The sequence below is a fragment of the Extensimonas perlucida genome (assembly GCF_007655255.1).
Taxonomy (GTDB): domain Bacteria; phylum Pseudomonadota; class Gammaproteobacteria; order Burkholderiales; family Burkholderiaceae_C; genus Extensimonas; species Extensimonas perlucida.
The window spans coordinates 14,851-40,761 of record NZ_VMYE01000002.1 but is presented as its reverse complement, the minus strand read 5'-3'; the positions used below and the strand labels follow the sequence as shown (position 1 = coordinate 40,761).

The 25,911-nt window shown below is 68.4% G+C and carries 23 protein-coding genes; 4 read left to right on the top strand and 19 right to left on the bottom strand.

Annotated elements, in window-relative coordinates:
* Positions 1-18: 18 nt before the first annotated feature.
* Positions 19-3,075 carry an excinuclease ABC subunit UvrA gene (uvrA, locus tag FK527_RS02820; RefSeq protein WP_246072655.1) on the bottom strand — a complete coding sequence of 1,019 codons (3,057 nt, stop codon included), beginning with the start codon at positions 3,073-3,075 and terminating at the stop codon, positions 19-21.
* A gap of 545 nt (positions 3,076-3,620) precedes the next feature.
* On the opposite strand from uvrA, the gene FK527_RS02815 reads away from it, so the two are divergent.
* A complete protein-coding gene (locus FK527_RS02815; protein ID WP_144729995.1) occupies positions 3,621-4,814 on the top strand; it encodes an MFS transporter in 1,194 nt (397 codons plus the stop codon).
* 100 nt (positions 4,815-4,914) lie between these two features.
* On the opposite strand, the gene guaD is transcribed toward FK527_RS02815, so the two are convergent.
* Both guaD and FK527_RS02805 read right to left on the bottom strand, forming a co-directional pair.
* Complete coding sequence (gene guaD / locus FK527_RS02810) at positions 4,915-6,234, bottom strand: guanine deaminase (protein WP_144729992.1); 1,320 nt, start codon at positions 6,232-6,234, stop codon at positions 4,915-4,917.
* Between the two features lie 301 nt (positions 6,235-6,535).
* A complete protein-coding gene (locus FK527_RS02805) occupies positions 6,536-7,669 on the bottom strand; it encodes a BMP family ABC transporter substrate-binding protein (protein WP_144729989.1) in 1,134 nt (377 codons plus the stop codon).
* Positions 7,670-7,947: 278 nt separating this feature from the next.
* Between FK527_RS02805 and FK527_RS02800 the strand changes: the two genes are divergently transcribed.
* Positions 7,948-9,000, top strand: coding sequence for a sensor domain-containing diguanylate cyclase (locus FK527_RS02800; protein WP_144729510.1), 1,053 nt, complete (start codon positions 7,948-7,950; stop codon positions 8,998-9,000).
* Positions 9,001-9,023: 23 nt separating this feature from the next.
* Here the strand turns inward: FK527_RS02800 and FK527_RS02795 are convergent, their stop codons facing one another.
* From FK527_RS02795 to tyrS, 3 genes are read right to left on the bottom strand one after another with little or no spacing between them, the layout of a single operon-like run.
* Positions 9,024-9,911 (bottom strand): sensor histidine kinase, encoded by an 888-nt coding sequence (locus FK527_RS02795; RefSeq protein ID WP_144729508.1) that lies wholly within the window; start codon positions 9,909-9,911, stop codon positions 9,024-9,026.
* A 2-nt stretch (positions 9,912-9,913) separates the two neighbouring features.
* Positions 9,914-11,356, bottom strand: coding sequence for a bifunctional UDP-N-acetylglucosamine diphosphorylase/glucosamine-1-phosphate N-acetyltransferase GlmU (gene glmU / locus FK527_RS02790; RefSeq protein WP_144729506.1), 1,443 nt, complete (start codon positions 11,354-11,356; stop codon positions 9,914-9,916).
* A 24-nt stretch (positions 11,357-11,380) separates the two neighbouring features.
* Positions 11,381-12,613: a tyrosine--tRNA ligase gene (gene tyrS / locus FK527_RS02785; RefSeq protein ID WP_144729504.1), complete on the bottom strand. Its 1,233-nt coding sequence runs from the start codon at positions 12,611-12,613 to the stop codon at positions 11,381-11,383.
* 253 nt (positions 12,614-12,866) lie between these two features.
* Here tyrS and FK527_RS02780 point away from each other — a divergent pair, with 253 nt between their 5' ends.
* A complete protein-coding gene (locus FK527_RS02780; protein WP_144729502.1) occupies positions 12,867-14,225 on the top strand; it encodes a M23 family metallopeptidase in 1,359 nt (452 codons plus the stop codon).
* Between the two features lie 85 nt (positions 14,226-14,310).
* Positions 14,311-15,432, top strand: coding sequence for an anhydro-N-acetylmuramic acid kinase (locus FK527_RS02775; RefSeq protein ID WP_144729500.1), 1,122 nt, complete (start codon positions 14,311-14,313; stop codon positions 15,430-15,432).
* A gap of 37 nt (positions 15,433-15,469) precedes the next feature.
* Here the strand turns inward: FK527_RS02775 and erpA are convergent, their stop codons facing one another.
* The 13 genes from erpA to fliG all read right to left on the bottom strand — a co-directional run bounded on the left by erpA (position 15,470) and on the right by fliG (position 25,892).
* The gene (gene erpA / locus FK527_RS02770) at positions 15,470-15,835 is read right to left on the bottom strand and encodes an iron-sulfur cluster insertion protein ErpA (protein WP_144729498.1); all 366 of its coding nucleotides are present in this window, start codon (positions 15,833-15,835) and stop codon (positions 15,470-15,472) included.
* 113 nt (positions 15,836-15,948) lie between these two features.
* The gene (gene fliR / locus FK527_RS02765) at positions 15,949-16,710 is read right to left on the bottom strand and encodes a flagellar biosynthetic protein FliR (RefSeq protein WP_144729496.1); all 762 of its coding nucleotides are present in this window, start codon (positions 16,708-16,710) and stop codon (positions 15,949-15,951) included.
* A gap of 29 nt (positions 16,711-16,739) precedes the next feature.
* Positions 16,740-17,009 carry a flagellar biosynthesis protein FliQ gene (fliQ, locus tag FK527_RS02760; protein ID WP_144729494.1) on the bottom strand — a complete coding sequence of 90 codons (270 nt, stop codon included), beginning with the start codon at positions 17,007-17,009 and terminating at the stop codon, positions 16,740-16,742.
* 19 nt (positions 17,010-17,028) lie between these two features.
* The gene (fliP, locus tag FK527_RS02755; RefSeq protein WP_144729492.1) at positions 17,029-17,805 is read right to left on the bottom strand and encodes a flagellar type III secretion system pore protein FliP; all 777 of its coding nucleotides are present in this window, start codon (positions 17,803-17,805) and stop codon (positions 17,029-17,031) included.
* Positions 17,798-18,220, bottom strand: coding sequence for a FliO/MopB family protein (locus FK527_RS02750; RefSeq protein WP_425460396.1), 423 nt, complete (start codon positions 18,218-18,220; stop codon positions 17,798-17,800). Before FK527_RS02750 ends, fliP begins: the two co-directional genes overlap by 8 nt.
* 18 nt (positions 18,221-18,238) lie before the next feature.
* Complete coding sequence (gene fliN / locus FK527_RS02745; protein ID WP_144729490.1) at positions 18,239-18,682, bottom strand: flagellar motor switch protein FliN; 444 nt, start codon at positions 18,680-18,682, stop codon at positions 18,239-18,241.
* Positions 18,672-19,676 carry a flagellar motor switch protein FliM gene (gene fliM, locus FK527_RS02740; RefSeq protein ID WP_144729488.1) on the bottom strand — a complete coding sequence of 335 codons (1,005 nt, stop codon included), beginning with the start codon at positions 19,674-19,676 and terminating at the stop codon, positions 18,672-18,674. The genes fliN and fliM overlap by 11 nt, the downstream gene beginning before the upstream one ends.
* A 17-nt stretch (positions 19,677-19,693) precedes the next feature.
* Positions 19,694-20,260, bottom strand: coding sequence for a flagellar basal body-associated FliL family protein (locus FK527_RS02735; RefSeq protein ID WP_246072645.1), 567 nt, complete (start codon positions 20,258-20,260; stop codon positions 19,694-19,696).
* A gap of 314 nt (positions 20,261-20,574) precedes the next feature.
* Entirely contained in the window at positions 20,575-22,176 is a 1,602-nt protein-coding gene (locus tag FK527_RS17445) for a flagellar hook-length control protein FliK (protein ID WP_246072644.1), read from the bottom strand.
* A gap of 36 nt (positions 22,177-22,212) precedes the next feature.
* The gene (gene fliJ, locus FK527_RS02725) at positions 22,213-22,680 is read right to left on the bottom strand and encodes a flagellar export protein FliJ (protein WP_144729483.1); all 468 of its coding nucleotides are present in this window, start codon (positions 22,678-22,680) and stop codon (positions 22,213-22,215) included.
* Between the two features lie 3 nt (positions 22,681-22,683).
* A complete protein-coding gene (gene fliI, locus FK527_RS02720) occupies positions 22,684-24,075 on the bottom strand; it encodes a flagellar protein export ATPase FliI (RefSeq protein ID WP_144729481.1) in 1,392 nt (463 codons plus the stop codon).
* The gene (locus FK527_RS02715; RefSeq protein WP_144729479.1) at positions 24,065-24,910 is read right to left on the bottom strand and encodes a FliH/SctL family protein; all 846 of its coding nucleotides are present in this window, start codon (positions 24,908-24,910) and stop codon (positions 24,065-24,067) included. Before FK527_RS02715 ends, fliI begins: the two co-directional genes overlap by 11 nt.
* Positions 24,897-25,892: a flagellar motor switch protein FliG gene (gene fliG / locus FK527_RS02710; protein WP_144729477.1), complete on the bottom strand. Its 996-nt coding sequence runs from the start codon at positions 25,890-25,892 to the stop codon at positions 24,897-24,899. The genes FK527_RS02715 and fliG overlap by 14 nt, the downstream gene beginning before the upstream one ends.
* Between the last annotated feature and the right edge of the window lie 19 nt (positions 25,893-25,911).

The window sequence follows — 25,911 nt, the reverse complement described above, 5'->3', positions numbered from 1 at the left end:
CTGCACAAATGCCTTTTTTTATAGGTATTTTTGCAGGTAGCGCCCGGTGTGGCTCGCCGGATTCGCCGCGACGGCCTCGGGCGTGCCCACCGCCACCACGCGGCCGCCGCCCGCGCCGCCTTCGGGGCCCATGTCGATGATCCAGTCGGCGGTCTTGATGACGTCGAGGTTGTGCTCGATCACGACGATGGTGTTGCCCGCGTCGCGCAGCTGCTGCAGCACCTCGAGCAAAAGCGCGACGTCGGCAAAGTGCAGGCCCGTGGTGGGCTCGTCGAGGATGTAGAGCGTGCGCCCGGTGTCGCGGCGCGAGAGCTCCTGCGCGAGCTTGACGCGCTGCGCCTCGCCGCCCGAGAGCGTGGTCGCGGCCTGGCCCAGGCGCAGGTACGACAGGCCCACGTCGTGCAAGGTCTGCAGCTTGCGCGCGATCGCCGGCTGGTCTTTGAAAAAGCCCAGCGCGTCTTCCACCGTGAGGTCGAGAATCTGCGCGATGTTGCGCCCCTTCCACTGCACCTCGAGCGTCTCGCGGTTGTAGCGCTGGCCGTGGCAGAGCTCGCAGGGCACATAGACGTCGGGCAGGAAGTGCATCTCCACCTTGACCACGCCGTCGCCCTCGCAGGCCTCGCAGCGCCCGCCCGGCACGTTGAAGGAAAAGCGCCCCGGCCCCCAGCCGCGCTCGCGCGCCGCGGGCACTTCGGCGAGCAGTTCGCGGATCGGCGTGAACAGGCCCGTGTAGGTGGCCGGGTTGCTGCGCGGCGTGCGCCCTATGGGCGACTGATCGACGTTGATGACCTTGTCGAAGTATTCGAGGCCCTGCATGCCGCGGTGCGGCGCGGGCTCGTCATGCGCGCGGTAGAGCTGGCGCGCCACGGCTTTGTGGAGCGTGTCGTTGACCAGCGTGCTCTTGCCCGAGCCCGACACGCCCGTGACGCAGGTGAACAGGCCCACGGGAAAGTCCACCGTCACGTCCTGCAGATTGTTGCCCGTGGCGCCGACGATGCGCAGCGCCTGCAGGCCGGCGGACATGTCCGCGCTGGCCGCGCTGGCCGCGCCCGGAATTTCGGCGCCTTGCCCCGTCTGCAGGCCCTGCGCGCCCGGCGTCTGTTGCGCCGCCGCGGCGCCTGCGTGGGCACCGTCGCCCGCGGTGCTTTGGGGGCGCCGCCCGCGCCCTTTGCCGTGCTTGTCGCCCTCGTGCGGCGCCGCGGCGCGCACCGGCAGCCAGGGCGTGCGCCGCGCGGGCACGGGGATGCGCAGCACGCCCGCAAGGTAGCGGCCGGTGAGTGATTCGGGGTGCGCGCACAGCTCGGCCACGCTGCCCTGCGCCATCACGCGCCCGCCGTGCACGCCCGCGCCCGGCCCCATGTCGATCAGGTGATCGGCCGCGCGCATCATGTCCTCGTCGTGCTCGACCACGATCACGCTGTTGCCCAGGTCGCGCAGGCGCTGCAGGGTGGCGATCAGGCGGTCGTTGTCGCGCTGGTGCAGGCCTATGCTGGGCTCGTCGAGCACGTACATCACGCCCGTGAGGCCCGAGCCGATCTGGCTCGCCAGGCGGATGCGCTGCGCCTCGCCGCCCGAGAGTGTCTCGGCGCTGCGCTCCAGGCTCAGATAGTCGAGCCCTACGCCGTTCAGGAATTGCAGCCGCGTGGCGATCTCGCGCACCACGGGCGCGGCGATGTCGGCCCTGGCGCCGCTGAGCTTGAGCTGCGCGAACCAGGCGTGCGCCTCGCCCAGCGTGGCGCGGCTGATCTCGTGGAGGGTGCGTGCCTGCGCGCCCTCGCCCACCTTCACGTGGCGCGCCTCGCGGCGCAGGCGCGCGCCCTGGCATTCGGGGCAGGGCTGGGTGCTGCGGTAGCGCGCGAGTTCCTCGCGCACCACGGCAGAATCGGTCTCGCGGTAGCGCCGCGCCATGTTCGGCAAAATCCCTTCGAACGGGTGCTCCTTGACCACCATGCGCGCGCCGCCAGTCTTGCCTTGACCGCTATCGAGCGGATAGCTGAAAGGGATGGCCTCGGTGCCCGAGCCGTACAAGATCACCTGCTGCACCTTGGGCGGCAGTGATGCGAACGGCGCTTCGAGGTCGAAGCCGTAATGCCGCGCCAGGCTTTCGAGCAGGCTGAAGTAATAGGCGTTGCGCCGGTCCCAGCCCTTGATCGCGCCGCCCGCGAGGCTCAGCTCCGGAAACGCAACCACGCGCGCGGGGTCGAACACCTCGCAGTGGCCCAGCCCGTCGCACACCGGGCAGGCACCCTGCGGCGCGTTGAACGAAAACAGCCGCGGCTCGAGCGGCGGCACGCTGTAGCTGCACACCGGGCACGCAAACTGGCTGCTGAACCAGTGTTCCCTGCCGCCGTCCAGTTCGAGTACCAGCACGCGCCCACGCCCCTCGCTGCCCAGTTCGACGAGCAGGCGCAGCGCGGCCTCCAGGCTCTCGGCCAGGCGCTGCTGCGCGTCGGCACGCACCTTGATCCGGTCTATGACCACATCAACGTCGTGCTTCTCGGTCTTGCGCAGCGCGGGCAGATCCTCGTAGGCATAGACCTGGCCATCGACGCGAAAGCGCACGTAGCCGCGCGCCTGCATCTGCGTGAACAGCTCGGCGAATTCGCCCTTCTTGCCGCGCGCCACGGGCGCGAGCACCAGGATGCGCGTGTCGGCGGGCAGCGCGAGCACGGCATCGACCATCTGGCTCACGGTCTGCGCCGCGAGCGGCAGGCCGTGCTCGGGGCAGTAGGGCGTGCCGGCGCGCGCCCAGAGCAGGCGCAGGTAGTCGTGCACCTCGGTCACCGTGCCCACGGTGGAGCGCGGGTTGTGGCTGCTGGCTTTTTGCTCGATGCTGATCGCGGGCGACAGACCCTCGATGCCATCGACATCGGGCTTGTCGAGCCGCCCGAGGAACTGCCGCGCGTAGGTCGAAAGGCTCTCAACGTAGCGGCGCTGGCCCTCGGCGTAGAGCGTGTCGAAAGCCAGGCTCGACTTGCCAGAGCCCGACAGCCCCGTGATCACCACGAGCTGGTGGCGCGGAATGTCGAGGCTGATGTTTTTGAGGTTGTGCGTGCGCGCGCCGCGGATGCGTATGGATGCCTGCGCAGGCGCCGCGCCAGAAGGTGTGCCTGGCGCGGCAAGGCCACGGTCGGCGGAATCGGCGGTAGGGTGGGACACGAGGGCTTGCTCAGGGAAAACCTCCCATGATAGTGAGGCGTTCTGGCATTTGCTGGGCCCTAGGAGCCTGTCGGACTTTGGAATCATCGGCTGCGAATGCGCCGCAGCGGCCCATTTTTTACCGTCTTCTTGCCCCATAGTCCCGCTATGGGGCTGCGAATCCGGCAAAAACTGCTCTCGCTGGGGCACATTCTCGCTATCGACGCCCAAAGTCCGACAGGCTCCTAGACACGTGCCGCGGAACTTCCGGCCGCGGGCACACACTGACGGCGAAAGGCGCACAATCCGGGCGCGCGTTTGCGGCCTGATTTGCCGCTGCTGCTGTGCCCACCCTGCGCCCTGTTTTTTGCGCTTTTTCGCGGTCCGTTTTTTGCATGCCAGAACCCATCGTGTCCTCGCCCACCATTTCCCGTTCCCGCTCTGCGCCCGCTGCGGCACGGCCGAAAATCCCCGACACCACCATGACGGCGCTCGAGCGGCGCTCGAGCGTGTCGCTCGCGCTGATCTTTGCGCTGCGCATGCTGGGCCTGTTCCTCGTGCTGCCGGTATTCGCGCTCGAGGCACGCAAGTACCCCGGCGGCGACGACCCCGCGCTGGTGGGCCTGGCCATGGGCATGTACGGGCTCACGCAGGCGGTGTTTCAGCTGCCGCTGGGCATGGCCTCGGACCGCTGGGGGCGCAAGCGCGTGATCGTCGCGGGGCTGCTGGTGTTTGCCGCGGGCAGCTTGATCGCGGCGCTTGCGCACACGCTCACGGGCGTGCTCGCGGGCCGCGCGCTGCAGGGCGCGGGCGCAGTGTCAGCCGCCGTCACGGCGCTGCTGGCCGACCAGACGCGCGACGGCGTGCGCACCAAGGCCATGGCGCTCGTGGGCGGCAGCATCGGCCTGATGTTTGCCATTGCGCTCGTGGCGGCGCCGGCGCTGGCTGCGCGCATAGGCCTTGCGGGCCTGTTCGGCCTGACTTGCGCGCTCGCGCTCGCGGGCGTGGCCGTGGTGCTGTGGTGGGTGCCACCCGAGCCCGCGCAGCATGCGCAGGCCACCGCAGCGCAGGGGCGCCTGGCCGACGTTTGGACACACCCCGACCTGCTGCGCCTGAATGTCGGCGTGTTCGCGCTGCACACGGTGCAGCTGTGCATGTGGATGGCCGTGCCCGCGATGCTGGTGCAGGCCGGCCTGCCCAAAGCCGAGCACTGGGAGGTCTATCTGCCCGCCGTGGTGCTGTCCTTCCTTGCGATGGGCGGGCTGTTCGCGCTCGAGCGGCGCGGGCGGCTGCGCGCGGCGCTGCTCGGCGCGATTGGCTGCGTGTTGCTTGTGCAAGTGGCGCTGGGGCTGCTCGCGGCGAGCGGCTGGCACGCCACGCTGTGGCTGCTCGCGCCGCTGCTGTTCGTGTTCTTTTGCGGCTTCAACGCGCTCGAGGCCACGCAACCCAGCCTGGTCTCGCGCATGGCGCCGCCGCAGCTGCGCGGCGCGGCGCTGGGCAGCTACAACACCCTGCAGTCGCTGGGCCTGTTCGCCGGCGGAGCGCTGGGCGGGGCCTTGGTGCGCTGGGCCGGCGCGCCGGGCCTGTTCGCCGCGACCGCCGCGCTCACGGCGCTGTGGCTCGCGCTGACCTGGCCGCTGCAGCCCGTGGGGCGCAGCGCGCCGACCACCCACTGAGCCTCTGATTCAGACGCCCGTCGGACTTTGGAGTCGTCGGCTATCTATGAATGCGCCGGAGCGGATCGCTTTGAGGCCGGCCTGATCGTCCGGGAGGGAATCACCCCTGCCCTGCCACCAAACAGCGCTCCACGACACGGTCATCCCCCAGCACGATCAGCGCGAACAGCAATTCGTCCAGACTGCCGGCCTGCGCCGTCTTGCGTGCGAGCAGCGGGGTGGCGGCGGGGTTGAGGACGAGGAAGTCGGCCTCGCAGCCCGGCTGCAGGTTGCCGACCACGCCCGCCAATCCCAATGCCTGCGCAGCGCCTGCCGTGTGTTGCCACCACAGCTGCTGCGGCGTGAGGCCCAGGCCCTGCTTGGTCTGGCCCTCGCGCGCCACGTAGTAGGCCGCGAGCATGGTGTGAAAAGGGCTGAAGCCTGTGCCGCCGCCCACGTCGCTCGCCAAACCATAGCTAAAACCCGCGCGCGCGGCGGCGGCGTAGTCGAAAAAGCCGCTGCCGAGAAACAGGTTGCTGCTCGGGCACACGGCGGCGGCCGTGTGGCGCTGGCGCAGCAGCGCGCGGTCGGCGGCATCGAGGTGGATGCAGTGCGCATACACGGCGCGCTCGCGCATCAGGCCGAAGTCGTCATAGACCGCGAGGTAGCTGCGCGCGGCGGGGAACAGCTCGCGCGCCCAGCGCACTTCGTTCGCGTTTTCCGCCACGTGCGACTGGATCCAGGTGCTCGGGTAGCGCGCCGCTAGTTCGCCCGCGCCGCGCAGTTGCGCGGGCGTGCTCGTGGGGGCAAAGCGCGGCGTGATCGCGTAGCCGAGCCGATCGACGCCGTGCCAGCGCCCGATCAGCGCCTCGGTGTCGCGCAGGCTTTGCACGGTGTCGTCGCGCACGCCTTCGGGCGAATGCCTGTCTTGCAGCACCTTGCCGGTGATGAGGCGCATGCGCCGCCGCTGCGCCGCGGCGAACAACGCATCGACCGAGGCCGGGTGCGAAGTGGCAAAGGTGAGCGCCGTGGTCACGCCGTGGCGCAGCAGTTCGTCGAGGAAGAATTCGGCCACCGCAGCGCAGTGCGCAGGATCGGCAAAGCGCGCCTCGTGCGGGAAGGTGTAGCGCTCGAGCCAGTCGAGCAGGTCTTCGGCAGGCGCTCCGATCACGTCGGTCTGCGGGTAGTGGATGTGCATGTCCACGAAGCCAGGCGCGAGGATGCGGCCTGCAAAGTGCGTGCTCGGCAGTTGCGCGAAGCGCGGCGCAAGCGCGCCGTAGCTGCCCACGGCGAGCACGCGCGGGCAATTCAAGGCCGCGGTGGCGCCAGCGGTATCGGCAGCATCGGGCTTGCCGGGGCCGACGACGAGCAGCCCGTCGGATTCGTAATGGGCTTGCCCAGGCCCGGTGAAATACAGCAAGGCACCGCGGTAGGCTTTCATCGTCATGCCCGCAAGCGTAGCAACTTGTTTGCCAGCTAGGAGCCTGTCGGACTTTGGAATCGTCGGCTGCGAATGCGCCGCAGCGGCCCATTTTTTACCGTCTTCTTGCCCCATAGTCCCGCTATGGGGCGGCGAATTCGGCAAAAACTGGCCTCGCTGGGGCGCATTCTCGCTTTCGACGCCCAAAGTCCGACAGGCTCCTAGGCTTGTACGCGGCGCTACGCCGACGGCAAGATACTACTTATTAGATAGCTGCAAGTGGTTTCTACATCAGCGTAAAAGGCATTTTCACTACCAATACTTAGCGCTGCAAGGTTCCCTGCACGCCTTCGACGAGCCAGTTCATCTGCAAAATCTGCGCGTCACCGAGCGCCTGGCCCGCGCGGATCACCACCCGGCCCTGGTTGTCGCGCACCGCTTGGCGGCCCGCAGCGAAAGGCCGCAGGCGCCCGTCGGCGATGGCCTGCTGCGCCGCCAGCAGCTCGGCCTGCACGGCGCGCGGCATTTTGGGCCCGAAGGCGCCCACGCGCACCATGCCCGCGCGCACGCCGCCCCAGAAATTGCCGCTTTGCCAGCGCCCTTCGAGCACGGCGCGCACGCGCTCGGTGTAGTAGCCGCCCCATTCGTGCACCACGGCCAGCAGCTGCGCGTCGGGCGCCACGCTGCGCATGTCGCTGTGGTAGGCGATCGCGAGCCTGCCGCGCTCCTGCGCCGCGGCCATCACCGCGCTCGAGCCCGTGTGGAACGCGAGCACTTCGGCACCCTGGTTCATCAGCGTCATCGCGGCGTCGCGCTCGCGCGGCGGATCGAACCAGGCGTCCAGCCACAAGAGCTTGATGCGCGCCGCTGGGTTGACCGAACGCATGCCCAGCGTGAAGGCGTTCAACCCCTGCAGCACTTCGGGGATGGGAAAGCCCGCCACGTAGCCGGCCACACCGCCCGCGGCAAGCCGCGCCGCGGCGATGCCCGCGAGGTAGCGCCCCTCGTAGTAGCGCGCGTTCGCCGTGGCCACGTTGGGCGCGGTCTTGTAGCCGGTGATGGCCTCGAACTTGACCTGCGGGAAGTCGCGCGCCACACGCAGCACGGGCTCCATGTAGCCGAAGCTGGTCGTGAAGATGAGCTGATGGCCCGACGCGGCGAGCTCGCGCAGCACGCGCTCGGCGTCCGCGCCCTCGGGCACGTTTTCGACGTAACGGGTCTGCACGCGCGCGCCCAGCGCCGCCTCCACGGCCTTGCGGCCCAGGTCGTGCTGGTGCGTCCAGCCCGCGTCCGTGACCGGAGAGACATAGACGAAACCGACCTTGAGCGGTGCGGCAGCGACGGGCATGGGCACGGCCGCGGACGCTGCCGTGGTGCGGGTCTGGGAGAAAGCGGCGGGAAGCAAGGTGGCGCCCGCGAATGCGCCCAGGCCCAGGCCGAACGCGCGCCGGCGCATGAGGTTTTTGCACATGGTTTTCCTCGACATGGCCCCGGTGATGAAGGGAAAACAAAGGCCGCCGGGGCGGCAGCCATTGACGCGCGGCATTTTAGGGGCAAGGTCCGCAGCCCTGCTGCAGCCTGGCTGCGCCCGGCGTCTCTTTACAAGTCACACATTGAGGGCGGCGCGGAACCAAATTTATCTTGCGCTTGACGCTGGCTGAAACTTACACTTTGCCGCTTCAGCGGTTCTGGTCACACGCTCCGCAGCCCTCCCTGCCATCACCTGGTCGCGCCGTGCATCCTTCACAGCAGCATTTTTTTCGCATCGTCTATCCCTTGCGCGTGTTGGGCCTGGGCTTGGGCGGTCTCGCGGTGGGCACGGTGTTCTGGGAGCGCCATGCGAGTTGGCCCGCCTGGGGGTTTTTCCTGTTCGGGTGCTATCTGTGGCCCCATCTGGCCTACCTGATCTCCAAATACAGCAGCAACCGCTACCGCACCGAAATCTTCAATTTGGTGCTCGACACCTTTTTCTTCGGTGTGCTGCTGCCTTTGATGCACTTCAACCTGCTGCCCAGCGTGCTCGTGGTCACGCTGGCCATGATGGACCGCATCGCCTCAGGCATACGCGGGCTGTGGATCATGTCTTTGCTGGGGCTGCTCGCCGGAACGCTCCTGGGTGGTCTGCTCGCAGGCTTTCACTGGGCGCCCGAAAGCTCCATGCGCGTGATGCTCGCGTGCCTGCCCATGCTCATCGTGCACACGCTCTCGTCGAGCATGAGCAGCCACCGCCTGATCCGCAAGGTGACGCGGCAGAACCAGGAGCTCGACGCGCTGCGCCGCATCGACGCGCTCACGGGTCTTTATGGCCGCGGCCACTGGGAAGAGCAAGCCACAGCAGCGCTGCGCGCCTGCCATACGCATGGCGCACCGGCCTGCATGCTGATGCTTGACATAGACCACTTCAAGCACATCAACGACACCCACGGCCACAGCGTGGGCGACGAAGTCATACGCGCGCTGGCCCAGGTGGTGCGACGAAATGTGCGCGCCACCGACTGCGCGGGCCGCTACGGCGGCGACGAATTCACCGTGCTGCTGCCGGGCATGCAACTCGCGGATGCCTTGCAGATTGCGCAGCGCATTCGCGCGCAGGTGGAAGGACTGCAACTGCGCGACATGCCCGAAGTGCACTTCACCTGCAGTGTGGGCGTGGCCTGCGCCGAGCATGGCCACAGCGACCTGCGCGCCTGGATGTCTGCCGCCGAGGCCGCGCTGTACGAAGTCAAAAAAACCGGGCGCAATAGCGTGGCGAGCGCGCCCGTGACCGCATTCGCACCTGCCGTGTGAGCACGATGGACCTGCAGCCAGCGTCAGCCTGGTGAGGCACCGGTGCTGGCGCGCGGCCAACTCAGGCGCACGGTGCAGCCCGCGTCGGGCACGGCGGTGATGGCGATGCGCGCGCCGTGGCGCTCGGCGATGGCGCGGCACAGCGCGAGGCCCGCGCCCACACCAGCGAAGTCCTCTTCGCGGTGCAGGCGCTGGAACACGCCGAACAAGGCGCCCGCACGCGCCGTCTCGAAGCCCACGCCGTTGTCTTCGACGAGCAGCACACAGCAGTCGCCGTCTGCACCCGCGCTGCGCACCGCGATGCGCGCCACGGCACGCCCGCGCGTGAACTTGAGCGCATTGCCCAGCAGCTCGTGCAGCACCTCGCGCAGCAGCGCTGCGTCGGCCCACAGCGCGGGCAGGTCGGGGGCTATCTGCCACTCGACGGTGCGCCCGGCGGCTTCGGGCGCAAGCTGAGCACGCAGCTCGGCGAGCAGCGGCGCCAGTGCGACCGGCGCGCACGCGAGCGGCGCCCGCTGTGCGCGCGAGAGCGCAAGCAGCCCGTCGAGCATGCGCCCCATGCGCTGCGCCGACTGCACCATGGTCGCGAGGAAGTCGAGCGCCTCTTGCACGGTCTGCTTTTGTCCTTCGACCATAGCGGGCTGGATTGCGGAGTCACCGCGCAATTCGGTGAGCAATTCACGCACGAGCTCGCCATAGGCCGTGACGTGGCGCAGCGGCGCGCGCAGGTCGTGCGAGACGGCGCGCAAGAATTCCTCCTGCGCGGCTGCGAGCGCGGCGTTGTGCTGCCGGCATTGCGCGAGCGCGGCGCGCAGCTGGGCCACGTCAGTGCTGTCGGACAAGGCGCCCAGGCCGTCGGCCACGGTCTGCGGCTCGTCTGGTGCGCTGGCGCCGGAGGGCAGGACCGGCATGGTCAAGCCTTGGCTTGCTTGACCGGCCGCTGCCAGCCGGGGATGTTGACCTGCCTGCCGCGCGCCACGCTGAGCGCTCCCGCGGGCACGTCTTTGGCAATGGTCGAGCCGCCGCCCACGGTGGCGCCCGCGCCCACCGTCACGGGCGCGACGAGCACGCAGTTGCTGCCCACGTGCACGTCGGCTTCGAGCACGGTGCGGTGCTTGTTCGCGCCGTCGTAGTTCGCGGTGATGCTGCCGGCGCCGTAGTTCACGCGCGCGCCCACGCTGGCGTCGCCGAGGTAGGCGAGGTGGTTGGCCTTGGCGCCTTCGGCCAGCGTGCTGTTTTTGACTTCGACGAAGTTGCCGATGTGCACCTGCGGCCCGAGCTGCGCGCCGGGGCGCAGGCGCGCGAACGGGCCGACCAAAGCACCCGGGCCGACGTCCACACCGGCTTGCTCGCCGGCGATGTGCGTGTAGGGGTGGATCACCGCGCCCGCGGCGATGCGCGCGTTGCTGATGTGGCAGTGCGCGCCGATCTGCACGCCCTCGCCGAGCTCCACGCGACCCGTGAAGATGCAGCCCACGTCGATCTCCACGTCCTGCGCGCAGCGCAGCTCGGCAGGTGTGCCGCTGTAGGCGTCGTCGCGCAGGTCGAAGCGCGCCGGATCGGCCAGGCGCACGCCTTGCTCCATCAGCGCTTGCGCCTGGCGCGCCTGGTGCGCGCGCTCGAGCGCCGCGAGCTGCGCGGGGCTGTTCACGCCCGCGACCTGCAGCGCGTCGCTGATGCAGTGCGCGACCACGGGCACACCGTCCTGCACGGCCATGGCGACCACGTCGGTGAGGTAATACTCGCGCTGCGCGTTGTCGTTGCTGAGGCGCGCGAGCCAGCCCTTGAGCAGACGCGCGGGCACGGCCATGATGCCGCTGTAAATCTCATCGAGCGCGCGCTCGGCGGCGCTCGCGTCCTTGTGCTCGACGATGCGCTGCACGCTGCCGTCCGCGGCGCGCACGATGCGGCCGTAGCCCGTAGGGTCGGGCAGCGTCACGGTGAGCAGCGCGAGCCGCTCGCCCTGCGCCGCGGCGACGAGCGCGCGCAGCGTGTCGGCCTGCGTGAGCGGCACGTCCCCCGAGAGCACGAGCACGAGGCCGTCGTCCGCGAGCAGCGGCGCCGCCTGCTGCACCGCGTGCCCGGTGCCGAGCTGCGGTTCCTGGCGCACGCACTGCAGCTCGAATTGATGGTCAAAATAGCCCTCAACGCCCATGGAACGGGCGCAAGCAGCTTCTACTTCAGGAGCGCCGTGCCCCGTCACCACGACCACGCGCCGCGGCGCGAGCCGCGCCGCCTGGCCCAGCACGTGCAGCAGCAGCGCCCGCCCCGCGAGGCGCTGCAAGACCTTGGGAATGCGGCTTTTCATGCGCGTGCCCTTGCCGGCCGCCATGACGACGATGTCGAGTGCTGTCATCACTTTTCCTTCCAGCGGCAAAGCTCAAGCCAAGGTCACGCGCGCAAACTTGCGCTTGCCCACCTGCACCACGTAGCTGCCCGCGGGCAGCTTGAGGCCCTTGTCGCTGACCACGCCGCCATCGACGCGCACGCCGCCACCGTCGATAAGGCGGTTCGCCTCGCTCGTCGAGGGCGCGAGCTGCGCCTGCTTGAGCAGCGCACCTATGCCCAGCGGCGCGCCCGTGAGCCGCACTTCGGGAATCTGCTCGGGCACGCCGCCCTTGCTGCGCAGCACGAAGTCCTGCTCGGCCGCATCGGCCGCCTGTGGCGAATGAAAGCGCGCGGTGATTTCCTTGGCCAGCAGCACCTTGACGTCGCGCGGGTTGCGCCCGGCGGCGACCTCCTGCTGGAGCCGCTCGATCTCGGCGAGCGAGCGGAACGACAGCAGTGTGAACCAGCGCCACATCAGCGTGTCCGAGATGCTCATCACCTTGGCGAACATGGTGTTGGCGTCTTCGGTGATGCCGATGTAATTGTTCTTGCTCTTGGACATCTTCTCGACGCCATCGAGCCCCTCGAGCAACGGCATGGTGAGGATGCACTGCGGCTCCTGGCCGTATTCCTGCTGCAGGTGCCGGCCCATGAGCAGGTTGAACTTCTGGTCGGTGCCGCCGAGCTCGAGGTCGCTCCTGAGCGCGACCGAGTCGTAGCCCTGCATCAGCGGGTAGAGGAACTCGTGCACGCTGATGGGCTGGCCGGTGCTGAAGCGCTTGTGGAAGTCGTCGCGCTCCATCATGCGCGCCACCGTGTATTTGGCCGCGAGCTCGATCATGCCGCGCGCGCCCAGCGGCTCGCTCCACTCGCTGTTGTAGCGGATCTCGGTGCGCGCGGGGTCCAGCACCAGGCTGGCCTGGCGGTAGTAGGTTTCGGCGTTGGCCTTGATCTGCTCGGGCGTGAGCGGTGGGCGCGTGGTGTTGCGCCCCGATGGGTCGCCGATCAGGCTCGTGAAGTCGCCGATCAGGAAGATCACCTGGTGACCCAAATCCTGCAATTGGCGCATCTTGTTGAGCACCACGGTATGGCCGATGTGGATGTCGGGCGCGGTCGGGTCCAGCCCCAGCTTGATGCGCAGCGGTTGGCCCGTGGCCTCGGCGCGCGCGAGCTTTTGCACCCAGGCGTCCTGTGGCAGCAGCTCTTCGACACCGCGCAAGGTGACTTCGAGCGCGTGCCGCACGGCATCGGTCACGGGGTATTTTGTAACGGCGGAAGGATTCATAGGGTTTTCAGGGATGCCGGCGCAACGGGCGTCGCTATACTTCGGCCCACTTTGGGGGGTGGCGCCGGATTTTAGTGCCGCACCGCCTGCCCTTTTCCGGGGGAGTCTTTGGGCCTGCATGCCGCGCGGCCCAAGGGTTCCGCAGTGTTTTGCTTGCGCAGTCTTGGTCTGCGCGCTTGGGGCGGCTGCCTTGGCAGCGCTGGCTCGGCGCCAGCGTATGGGCCCGGCAGCCCTTGCAGTTTGGGGATAGATCTTGATCCATGGTTTGACCACTGCCAGCAAGGCATTGATTGCGCAACTGTCGCGCACCGCACAAAAACACCCCCGCCGTATCACCGCCGCCGTGGCAGCCTTGCTGCTCACGGGCGGTGGCGGCGCATTTGCCGTGGCGGCTTTCGCGCCCGATGCGGCCGACTTGCCCGTGCGCCAGATCAGCTACCCCGTCGAGTCGCTGGCCGACGGCACGGCGCTCGACGCGCTCCAGGCGCCGGGTTTTTCGCTCTACCGCTCCGAACTCACGCGCAGCAGCGACACCGCAGAGTCGCTGCTGCAGCGCCTGGGCGTGGCCGATCCGGCCGCGGCGGCGTTCTTGCGCGCGAGTGACGTCGCGCGCCAGCACCTGCTCGGGCGCACAGGGCGCCTGGTGTCGGTCGAAACCACCGACGACCACCGCCTGCGCAAGCTCACCGTGCGCTGGGCGCCCGACGACAGCAATACCTTCCAGCGCCTGGTGGTCGAGCGTGAGGCCGAGCGCTTTGGCGCGCGCATCGAGAGCGCACCGCTGGTCGCGCAAACCCGCCTTGGGGGCGGCATCATCCAAAGCTCGCTGTTCGCGGCCACCGACGCCGCGGGCATCCCCGACGCCGTGGCCGTGCAGCTGGCCGAGATCTTCGGCGCCAACATCGACTTTCGCCGCGCGCTGCGCCGTGGTGACAGCTTCTCGCTGGTCTATGAAGTGCTCGAGGCCGACGGCGAGCCGCTGCGCAGCGGCCGCGTGCTCAGCGCCGAGTTTCACAACAACGGCAAGACGCACCAGGCCGTCTGGTTTCAGGAGCCCGGCGCGGCCAAGGGCGCCTATTACACGCTCGACGGGCAAAGCCTGCGCAAAGCCTTCCTCGCCGCGCCGGTGGCGTTTTCGCGCGTCTCTAGCGGTTTTGCGATGCGCTTTCACCCCATCTTGCAGCAGTGGCGCGCGCACCTGGGCACCGACTTTGCTGCACCTACGGGAACGCCCGTGCGCACCGTGGGCAACGGCGTGGTCGCATTCGCGGGCGTGCAAAACGGCTACGGCAACGTGGTTTTCGTACAGCACGACAAGGCGCATGTCACCGTCTATGCGCACCTGAGCCGCATCGACGTGCGCAAGGGCCAGAGCGTGGAGCAGGGCCAGACCATAGGCGCGGTGGGCGCGACGGGCTGGGCCACGGGGCCGCACCTGCATTTCGAGTTCCGCGTCGATGGCAAACAGCAAGACCCGCAGATCATGGCGCAGCAAAGCGCCGCCGCTGCGCCGGTGGCGGCTGCCGCCCGGCCCGCGTTCGAGCGCCTCGCGCGCAACATGCGCATAGAGCTCGACGCTGCCGCGCGCGTGCAGCAAGCCAGCGCCGACTGATCCTTCGCGCCGCGGTGCAGCGCCCGGCCCCGGTCAGCGCACCGCCGCCTCGCACCACCCGACGCACCACCATCGACGCCCGTCCATGTCCGAGCTTTATATCGGCCTGATGTCGGGCACCTCGCTCGACGGCGTGGACGGCGTGCTCGTCGATTTTTCTAAGCCAAAATGGGCCGTAGTGGCCGCCGCATCTGCGCCACTAGCTCCCGAATTGAAAGCACAGCTGCTCGCCCTGCACACGCCTGCGCCGGGCGAATTGCACCAGGCCGCGCTCGCCGGCAACGCGATTGCGCGCAGCTATGCGCAGGTGGTGCAAGCGCTGCTCGCCACGAGCGGTGCACGCCCCGAGGCCGTGCGTGCCATCGGCGCGCATGGGCAGACCGTGCGCCACCGCCCGCTCGCCTTCGACGGCACGGGCTACACGCTGCAGCTGGGCAACCCGGCGTTGCTCGCCGAGCTTTGCGGCATCACCGTGGTGGCAGACTTTCGCAGCCGCGACATCGCCGCGGGCGGGCAGGGCGCGCCGCTCGTGCCGGCGTTCCACCAGCAGGTATTTAGCCGCGCGGGCGAGACCGTGCTCGTGCTCAACCTCGGCGGCATCGCCAATCTGAGCGTGCTGCGCGCCGACGGCAGCGTGCTGGGCTTTGACTGTGGCCCCGGCAACATGCTGCTCGACCACTGGTGCCAACAACACACCGGCCAGCCCTACGACGCGCAAGGCGCCTGGGCCGCGCGCGGGCAGGTGCTGCCCGCATTGCTTGCGACGCTGCAGCAGGAGCCGTTTTTCCAAGCCCCGCCGCCCAAGAGCACCGGGCGTGACCTGTTCAACGCCGCGTGGCTCGAGGAGCGGCTGCACGCCTACCTCGCCGAACACGCACCGCCCGCGCCCGAAGACATGCAGGCCACCTTGGCAGAATTGACCGCCAGCGCTTGTGCAGAAAGCGCTTTACGCTATGTTGAGAATAGCAAATTGCTCGCCGTGTGCGGTGGCGGCGCGTACAACTCCGACCTGTTGCAGCGCTTGCAGCGCCGGCTGCCGCAGCACGCGGTGCAGCCCACCGACGCGCTGGGCCTGCCGGCGCAGCAGGTCGAGGCCGCGGCCTTTGCCTGGCTCGCGCGGCAGGCGCTGCGCGGCGAACCTGGCAATCTGCAAAGCGTCACGGGCGCCCGCGGCGCCCGTGTGCTTGGTGCGATCTACCCGGCCTGAAGGATTGGCCGGGGCGAACCGCTTTCAGAACCGGTTCTCAAACGGAAAAACTCGACCCGCAGCCACAGGTGGACGTGGCGTTGGGATTGCGGATCACGAACTGCGCGCCCTGCAGGTCTTCCTTGTAGTCGATCTCGGCGCCGAGCAGGTACTGGTAGCTCATGGCGTCGATCAGCAAGGTGACGCCGTTCTTCACCATGGTGGTGTCGTCCTCGTTCACGACTTCGTCGAAGGTGAAGCCGTACTGGAAGCCGGAGCAACCCCCGCCCTGCACGAATACGCGCAGTTTGAGGTCAGGGTTGCCTTCTTCGGCGATCAAATCCGCCACCTTGGCCGCTGCGCTGTCGGTGAAGTTAATGGGGGCGGGCATTTCAGTGGCAATGTTTTCAGCTACGGCGCTCATGGAGCTCTCCAAGTTCAAAATTTGGGGTCAATAGTAATGCAAGGCCCTCGGGAATTCGGCGGCGTGTGCTGATGACGTCTATTGCAGTGGGGGTTTAGGCTCGGCGCCGCTTGTCAGCCAAACAGATCAAGCGCGCGCTGTAGCAGCGCGAGCAGAGGCTGCTCCAGCATGGGTAGGGTGGCGGCGATGCCCAGCAGGCCCACGCTCAGCGTGACGGGAAAGCCCACGGCAAAGATGTTCATCTGCGGCGCCACGCGCGAGATGATGCCCATCGCGAGGTTCACGAACAGCAGCAGCGCGACCATGGGCAGCGCGATCCACAGCGCACTCGAAAACACCGCAGCCCCCAGTTGCGTGACCTGCATGGTGGCCAGCGCCTGCAAAAAGCTGCCATCGGCAGGAAAGCGCTCGAAGCTCTTCACCACGGCCATGAGCACGAGCAAATGCCCATTGATCACGATGAAAAGCAGCGTCGCCATGTGGCCGAAGAACTGCCCCACGGCGCTCGTTTGGGCGTTGCTCGTGGGGTCAAAGAACGAAGCGAAGTTGAGGCCCATTTGCAGGCCCACGACCTCGCCCGCGAGTTCTACCGCGGCGAACACCAGGCGCACGGCAAAGCCTATGGCCAGGCCCACGGTGAGCTGCTGCACGATCGCGCCCAGCGCCGCGGGCCCTGTGAAGTCTATGCGCGGCTGCTCGGCGAGCACGGCCTGCGCGCACAGCGCCACGAAAAAGGCGAGGCCAATTTTCACGCGCATGGGGATGGCGCGCATGGAAAACACCGGTGCCACCGAAAACAGCGCGAGCACGCGCAAAAACGGCCACAGCAGCGGCGCGATCCAGGCCACGAGCTGGGCTTCGGAGAGGGAGATCATGGCTTGCCGGGCGGCCTGGTCAACCTGACCTAACCCACTGCGCCGGGGATGGCCTCCAGCGTGCGGCGGATGTAGTCCACCAGCGTGCTGAGCATCCAGGGGCCTGCGAGCGCGAACACGAGCACCGCGGCGACGAGCTTGGGCACGAAGGCGAGCGTGGCCTCGTTGATCTGCGTGACGGCCTGGAAGATGCTCACGAGCAGGCCCACGAGCAGCACCGCGCCGAGCACCGGCATGGAGATCATGAGCAGCTGCATCAGGGCCTCCTGGCCCATGGTGAGGACGGTTTGGGCGTTCATGGCGGGTTCGTTCAGCCTCTCAGGTCACGAAGCTCGCGGCGAGTGAGCCTATGAGCAGGTTCCAGCCGTCGGCGAGCACGAACAGCATCAGCTTGAACGGCAGCGCCACGAGCACGGGCGAGAGCATCATCATGCCCAGCGACATGAGGATGCTCGAGACCACCATGTCGATCACGAGGAAGGGGATGAACACCATGAAGCCGATCTGGAACGCCGTCTTGAGCTCGCTGGTCACGAACGCCGGCACCAGCACGCGCAGCGGCGCGGTCTCGGCGGTGGTTTGGGCGTCGAGCTTGGCCAGGCGCGCGAACAGGGCAAAGTCGGACTGGCGCGTTTGCCGGAGCATGAAGCCGCGCAGCGGCACCTCGGCCTTGTCGAGCGCCTGCTCGAAGCTCAGCGTGCTCTTGGTGTAGGGCAGGTAGGCGTCCTGGTAGACGCGCTCCAGCGTCGGCCCCATGACGAAAAAGGTGAGGAACAGCGACAGCCCGATGATGACCTGATTGGGCGGCGCCGCCTGCGTGCCCAGCGCCTGGCGCAGCAGCGAGAGCACGATCACGATGCGCGTGAACGCGGTCATCATGAGCAGCACCGCGGGCAAAAAGGACAGCGCTGTGAAAAACAGCAGCGTCTGGATAGGCACGGAATAGCTCGTGCCCGCGCTGCCGCTGCCCACGAGCAGGGGCAGCGTGCCGGGCGTCTGCGCGAGCGCAGGCCAGGGCACGAGCAGCACGCCTGCGAGCGCCAGCACGGCGCGGCGCGCTACCGTTTGCCACTGCTGGCGTGCGCGCTCAGCCATGCCCGCCCTTGCCCTGCGTGGGTTGCGTCTGCGCCATGGCCTGTGCGAACGACGCCGCGCCGGGGTCTATCTCCGGTGCGGGGCCCGGTGCCGCTGCCGGAGCGCCAAATGCTTCGGGCCGCGGCATGGCCCCGGCTTTGGCTTGCGCGCCGGGCTGCAGCACATGCAGGCAGCTGATGTGCTGCGCCGTGACGCCGAGCACAAGCCACCTGCGCGCCCCCTCGGGGCCGACTTCGACGGTGAGCACGCGCTGCTGCGGCCCCACGGCCACGGCAGCGAGCACGCGCACGCCGGCCCCCATCGCGCCCGTGTCGGCGAGCCGGCGCTGCTGCAGGCGCCGCACGAGCCAGGGCAGCAGCGCGAGCGCGCCCACGAACAGCACCAACAGTGCGAGTGTCTGGCTCATGTTGGCCATGTCGTGACCTTCCTGGGCTCAGCCGCGGCTGAGTCGGCGCAGGCGCTCGGACGGCGTGACCACGTCGGTCAGGCGGATGCCGAACTTGTCGTTCACCACCACGACCTCGCCCTGGGCGATCAGGTAGCCGTTGACCAGCACGTCCATGGGCTCGCCCGCGAGCGCGTCGAGCTCGACCACCGAGCCCTGCGCGAGCTGCAGGATGTATTTGATCGGCACCTTGGTGCGCCCGAGTTCGACCGAGAGCTGCACGGGAATGTCGAGCACGCGGCTGATGTCACCCACGGGCGGCTCGGCGGCGGCGCTCGCGGGGTGCACGGGCTCGCCCGAGAGCGGGCCGCCCTGCTCGGCGTCGTGCGGATTTTGGTCCGCGGCTTTTTGTTCCTCAAGCGCCTGCGCCCAGTCGGCAAACGTGTCTTCGTCGCCTGCGGCGCTGTGTTCGGGGTGGTTTTCAGTGGCCATGTCTTTCTCCCATCCAGCCCGCATCAGACTTGTGCAGGGACTCTTCGATGCGGATCGCGTATTTGGCGTTGTGCGTGCCGTACTGGCATTCGAACAATGGCACGCCATCGACCGAAGCCTGAATGCGCGGCTGGCGGTCGAGTTCGATGAAGTCGCCCGGCTTCATCGCGAGCAGTTGCTCCACCGTGAGCTCGGTGCGCGCGAGCTCGGCCACCAGCGTGACCTCGGCGGCCTGGATCTCGCGCGAGAGCACCTTGACCCAGCGCCGGTCCACCTCGATCGAGTCGCCCTGCGTCGAGGAGTAGAGGATGTCGCGTATAGGCTCGAGCGTGGCGTAGGGCATGCAGATGTGGATGGCGCCCGCGAGTTCGCCGATTTCGAGCTGGAACGCCGTGGACACGACGATTTCGCTGGGCGTGGCGATATTGGCGAACTGCGGCTGCATTTCCGAGCGCTGGTAGCTGAGCTCGAGCGGATAAATGCCTTGCCAGGCCTTTTTGTATTCGGCGCTGATCACGTCGACGAGGCGCTGGATCACGCGCTGCTCGGTGGGCGAAAAGTCACGCCCCTCGATGCGCGTCTGAAAGCGCCCCACGCCGCCGTACAAGGTGTCGATGATGCCGAAGACGATGGACGGCTCGCACACGATCAGACCGCTGCCGCGCAAGGGGCGCACGGCCATGAGGTTGAAGTTGGTGGGCACCACGAGCTCGCGCAAAAACGCGCTGTAACGCTGCACCGCGACGGTGCCCACGGAAATTTCGGGGCTGCGGCGGATGAAGTTGAACAGGCCGATGCGGAAGTTGCGGGCGAAGCGCTCATTGACGATCTCCATCGTGGGCATGCGCCCGCGCACGATGCGCTCCTGGCTCGCGAGGTCGTAGCTGCGCACGCCGCCGGTTTCGACGGTTTCCTTGGCCGCCTTCTGGCTCTCGCCTGTGACGCCTTCGAGCAGGGCATCGACCTCTTCCTGGGACAGAAATGCTTCGCTCATGCGCGCTCCTTGCCCGGCTATTGGATGATGAAGCTCGAGAACAGCACGCGCCGCACCGGGTTGTCGGCGCTGCCATGCCCGTCGCGCGCCGTGCTTGCGCCTTTTTCCGGCACCGCGTAACCGAGCGGGCGCGAGACCTCGCGGCGAATGTCCTCCGCCAAAGCCTCCTTGCCCTCACGCCGCAAAAGATCTTCAGAGCTGCGCTGCGAGATCAGCATGAGGATGGCGTTGCGTATGGTGGGCAGGTATTGCTTGACCTGGTCGGATGCCTTGGCGTCGGACAGCTCCAAGGTGATGCCGATCTGCGCGAAGCGGTCGCCGCCAGGGTCGGCCAGGTTGACCACCATGTTGTCGAGCGGCAGGTAGGTGGGCGGCGCGGCCGGCTCCGCCTTGGCCTTTCCCTTATGCGCAGGCGCAGCGGCGTCGGCATCGTCTTCAAGGGCTGCATTGGCACGCTGGTACATGAACCACGCCGCAGCACCGCCACCTGCGACGAGCAGCACGAGCACCACGACAAGGACGATGACCAGCCGTTTCTTGCTTTTGGCCGGCGCTGCAGGGGCTGCGGGGGAAGGGGGAGGCACGTTCGGATTCCTTGGATGAATGCGTTCGGCAGGAGGGTCAGGCAAGCGCGCTGCGCAAAGCAGCAGTGGGGCCATTATGGGCGACCGGGCCCCGGATCATAGCCAGAATAGCGCCGGGAAAATCCCGGAAAAAAGCGCATCCGCACGGCTGCCGCAGGTGCCGGGAATGCGCCCCCGGCCACTTCGGACGCGATCACGAACGCCATGCCTTGACTATCGAAAACCATAGCTATTAGCGCTTGATAGGTCTGCGTAAACGGCATAAAAGGCACATAACTTTCAGGCAGCTGCGGCCCCCGAGCGGGGTAGGGAACTCAGGCGAACACGTCCAGCGCACGCCGCAGGTCCACACCCGCGCGCAGCCCGCCGCCCGCGCCCGCTGGCGCGGTCACGACCACCCTTTGTGCGCGGCCGGGCCGCCCTGGCGTCGACGGCTCCTGCGCCTGTCCGCCACCAGCCTGCCCCTGGCCCTGCGCCGTGGTGCCCACGCTCGTACCCGTGAGCACCAGCCCCTGACCTTGCAGCAGCTCGCGCAGCTGCGCCATGTTCGCGTCGAGCAGCGCGCGCGCCTGCGCCTGGTCGGTCATGAAGTGCACGCGCGCTTCGTTGCCCGTGAGAGACACGCTGACCTGCACCGCGGCGCCGCCTTGATCGACGGTCATTTCGGCGTTCTGCGTGGTCTGGTGCACCCAGTAGCTGATCTGCTGCGCGAGCCGGTCTTCGGCCCCGGCCTGCGCCGGATCGGCGAGCACGGCGCTGGCATCGACGGCGCCTGCGGCCTGCTGCAGCGTCGCCGCGAAAGTGCTGCCGCCGGCTGCGGGTACGACGGGCGAAGCGGCGCCGCCGTCACCCGCGCGGCCTTTGGCGCGCAAGCCATCGCCTGCCGTGCCAGCGGTCGCTGCGCTCGCGGCGGCGATGAGCGCATCGCGCGCTGCGGTTTGCGCCGTCGCTGGCGTGGCCTGCAATGTGGCCGATGGCGGATCGCTGCGCGGCGCGGCGTCGGCACCACCGCGCGTGCTGGCGCTGGCGGCATCGGTTTGCGCGGCTTGCGGGCCAGCAGCCAGCACGTCCGCCCCGTTGTGGCCGCCCTGCACCGCGGTTGCGCCGGGTATCGCCGCGGCTTGCGCCGCCGCGCTGTCCGCAAGGCCCGCCTGTGCCTGCGCTGCGCTGCGCGCCAGGGTGCGGCGCAAGGCCTGCGCGGCCTGCGGCCCTTGCTGCCCCTGAAACCCTTGGAGGTCGGTGGCATCAGCCGCGCGATCGAGCTGCGCCGTCTGCGCAACCAGGCCATGGGGTTGTGCAATGGTGGCCGGCGCGTCGAACGCCATGCCGCGGCCTACACCGGCCAGCAGCCCTTCTTTCGCGGTTCCATTCGTCCCATCGCCCGCCGCACCTCCCGCCGTGCCCTGGGCTGTGCCTTGCACATGCTGGCCGCTCAGCGCGCCCTGCCACGCCGCCAGCGCGGCGGGATCGGCCATAGCGACGGCTACGTCCAGGGCGCCATCGTCTGGCGCCGATGCGCTGTTCGCGGCTATGCCGCCCAGGGCGTCCTGCCCGAATGCGGGCGTGTCCGTGGGTTGCGCCGCGGCGCCATCTAGGAGCCTGTCGGACTTTGGGATCGTCGGCTGCGAATGCGCCGCAGCGGCCCATTTTTTACCGGCTTCTTGCCCCATAGCACCACTATGGGGCGGCGAATCCGGCAAAAACTGAGCTCGCTGGGGCGCATTCTCGCTATCGACGCCCAAAGCCCGACAGGCTCCTAGCGCAAGCAGCAAGGCGGCAAAGCTGCCAGCGCCCTGCGCGCCCGCCTGCGTCGGCGTGCCTGCTGCGGCCTTGTCGAAGGTTTTGCCAGACGAGGGCTGCGCTGGCTGCGGCGCGCTGGCCGGATGCGGGGCGGGGGCGATGCGTGCGGGTTCCATGGTCATTGCTCCGGGGGCTGCGTCGGCGATTCGGGTTTATGGGGCGCGGGTAGCCTGTGTGCGCAGGCGGTGCTGCAACATGGCGCGCTCGTCGGTCTGTTTTTGCTCGCGGCGCACTTGCAATTGGTGCTGCTCGCGCTCTTTATGGGATAGCAGCTTGCGCAGGCTCAGCAAGCGCTGTTCGGCCTTCAGGAGCTGATCCTGCGTTTGCTGCACGCGCGCAGCGTGGCCTTGCAGCACCTGGGTTTGCAGGCCCGCGGCATGCTGCAGGCGCCCCATGAACTGGTAGTGGTGCTGCAGCACTTGCGGCTGCAGGCGCGCGTCGGCGCGCGGGCCCCAGCGCGCTTCGGTCTCCTGCGCGTAGGACTGCAGCTGCTCGAGCTGGGCCTGCGCGGCCTGTTGTGCGGACAGCGCGCCTTGCAGGCCCTGGCGCGCGGCATCGCGCTCGCGTTCGGCCATGTCGATGGCGATGCGCAAGGCATTCAAGGTTTGGGCGTTGCTCATGATTTAGGCATCCAGCAATTGCGCCATGGCCTGCACGCTTTGTTCGAGCGTCGCGGCTTCGTACATGTCCTGCTGCAAAAAGGCCGCCATTTGCGGCTGCAGGCGGATCGCTTCGTCGAGCTGCGGGTCGGTGCCGGGCATGTAGGCGCCGACCTGGATCAGGTCGCGGCTTTTCTGGTAGCGCGAATAGAGCGCGCGAAAGCGCCGCGCGAGCTCGAGGTGCGTACGCGGCACCACGCTGTGCATCACGCGCGAGGCCGATTGTTCGATGTCTATGGCCGGGTAATGCCCGGCCTCGGCGAGCGCGCGCGCGAGCACGATGTGGCCGTCGAGGATGGCGCGCGCGGCGTCAGCGATCGGGTCTTGCTGGTCGTCGCCCTCGGACAGCACGGTGTAGAACGCCGTGATCGAGCCCACGCCGTGCAGGCCATTGCCGCTGCGCTCGACGAGCTGCGGCAGTTTGGCAAAGCACGAGGGCGGGTAGCCCTTGGTGGCCGGCGGCTCGCCGATGGCCAGCGCAATCTCGCGCTGCGCCATGGCGTAGCGCGTCAGCGAATCCATGAGCAGCAGCACATGCTGGCCCTGGTCGCGGAAATGCTCGGCGATGGCCGTGGCGTAGGCCGCGCCCTGCATGCGCAGCAGCGGCGGCGCGTCGGCCGGCGCCGCCACCACGACCGAGCGCGCGCGGCCTGTATCGCCGAGGATGTCTTCGATGAATTCCTTGACTTCGCGCCCGCGCTCGCCGATGAGCCCGACCACGATTACGTCGGCCTGCGTGTAGCGCGCCATCATTCCCAGGAGCACGCTCTTGCCCACGCCCGAGCCCGCAAAAAGCCCCAGGCGCTGGCCGCGCCCCACCGTGAGCAAGGCGTTGATCGCGCGCACGCCGGTGTCGAGCGGCGTGCGTACGGGGTCGCGCTCCATGGCGTTGATCTGGCCGCGGCCCAGCGGTACGGCGGCAATGTCCGCGAGTGGCCCGCCGTGGTCCAGTGGCTGGCCTTGCGCGTCGACCACGCGCCCGAGCAGGCCCGCGCCCATGGGCAGGCGCAGCACGCCGCCGCGCAAGGGCGGGCGCGGCGGCTCGCCCAGGCGCGGCACGGGCACATAGGGTGCGGCAGGCACCACGCGCGCGCCGCGCGAGAGTCCCTGGATGTCGCCCGCGGGCATGAGCAGGGCGTGGTCGCCCGCAAAGCCCACGACCTCGGCGAGCACAGCGTCCTGGCCCGGCATTTGCACCGTGCACTGCGCGCCCACGGGCGCACGGATGCCGCTGGCCTCGAGCACCAGCCCGGTCAGGCGCGTGAGCGTGCCGCTGCTTTGCAAAGGCAGCTCGGCGCGCGCGCGGTCGCGGGCTTCCTGCAAAAAGCGCTCCCAGGCGCCGGGCTCAATCGCCATGCCCGGCCTCCATGGCTTGTGGCGCGCTGCGGCCCGCTGCCGGCGTACTGGCAGACGTATTGGCAGGCGTGTCTTCAGGCGCTGCTGAGGAAGGCGCTGAGGAAGGCGAGGTGGAGGGCGAGGTCTGCCAGGCCGACTCCAGCCCCAGCGCGGCGATAGCGCGCTCCCAGCGTGTTTCAAGGCGCCCGTCGATCACCGTGCCGCCCGACTCGACCTGGCAGCCGCCGACTGGCACGCTGGCATCGGCCAGCCATTGCACGCCGCTGGCCTGCGCAAAGGCGGCCTGCAGCGCGGGGCCGAGCGCCTCTTTGTCGGCAGGATGCAGGCGCACCAGCGCGGGCCGGCCTTCGGCGAGCAGTTGCTCGACGGCTTCGTGCACCACGGGCAGCAGCGCCTGCGCGTCGGTGGCGAGTTCGCGCCGCACCACCTGGCGTGCGAGCTCACACGCCAGCTGCAGCACCTGTTGCGCGAGCTGCTGCTGCAGCGCGTCGAGCGCCTGCGCGAAAGATTGGTGCATGGCCTGCAGCCGCTCGGCAGCCTGCTGGCCCTGGTGTGCGATGTAGTCGTCGAGACGCTGCTGCCATTCGAGGCTGGCTTGCTGGCGGCCTTGCTCCACCCCCGCGGCAAGGCCTTGGGCATAGGCTTCATCATGCACCTGCTGCAATTGCGCCGCCAGCTCCTCCACCGTAGGCGCGACCGCTGCTGGCAGTTCGGCCTCAATGGACGGGGTTTGCACGCCCTCGGCGGTCACGGTGCCGAAGGTCCACTGCGTGACCTCGCCGACCTCCTCGCTCGGGATGAAGCGTGCGTAGTGGCGCGCGTCAGACGAGGGCATCTTCGCCGCCTCCGCCTAGCGTGACCTGGCCTTCGTCGGCCAGGCGCCGTATCGTCTTGAGAATTTCCTTTTGCTGCGCCTCGACTTCGGACAGGCGCATGGGGCCGCGCGACTCGAGGTCTTCGCGCAGCGCCTCGGCGGCGCGCGAAGACATGTTGCTGAAAAACTTTTCGCGCAACTCCGGCCCGGCGCCCTTGAGCGCCACGACCAGCGTTTCCGACGCCACTTCCCTGAGCACGGTCTGTATGGAGCGGTCGTCGAGCTTGAGCACGTCGTCGAACACGAACATCTTGTCCATGATCTTCTGCGCCAGGTCCGGGTCGAAGCCGCGGATAGCCTCGATGACGGCGCCTTCCATGGCGCCACCGAGCAGGTTGATGATTTCCGCGGCCGCCTTGACCCCGCCGAGCGAGCTCTTGCGCACCTTGTCGCCACCAGCGAGCACCTGGAACAGCACTTCGTTGAGGTCCTTGAGCGCCGTGGGTTGAATGCCCTCGAGCGTGGCCACGCGCAGCATGACTTCGGCACGCTGGCGTTCGTTGAACTGCTTGAGGATGTCCGCCGCGTGGTCAGGGTCCAGGTGCACGAGGATGGCGGCGATGATCTGCGGGTGCTCGTTGCGCAGCAGCTCGGCGACGGACAGCGGGTCCATCCATTTCAGGCTCTCTATGCCCGACACGTCGCCGCCTTGCAGGATGCGGTCGATCAGCAGCGCCGCCTTGTCGTCGCCGAGCGCACGCTTGAGCACCGCGCGCACATAGTTGCCGGTGTCGGACACGAGCAGGCTTTGCGCCGCTGCGGCGTCGGAAAAGCGGTTGATGACCTCATCAACCTTCTCGCGCGAGACCGTGCGCATGCGTGCGATGGTCTCGCCGAGCTTTTGCACCTCTTTGGGCGAGAGGTGCTTGAAGACCTCTGCCGCCTCCTCCTCGCCCAGGGACATCAGCAAAATGGCGGCGTTGTTCAGACCTTGCTCATCCATGGTGGCGTCATCTCAACAA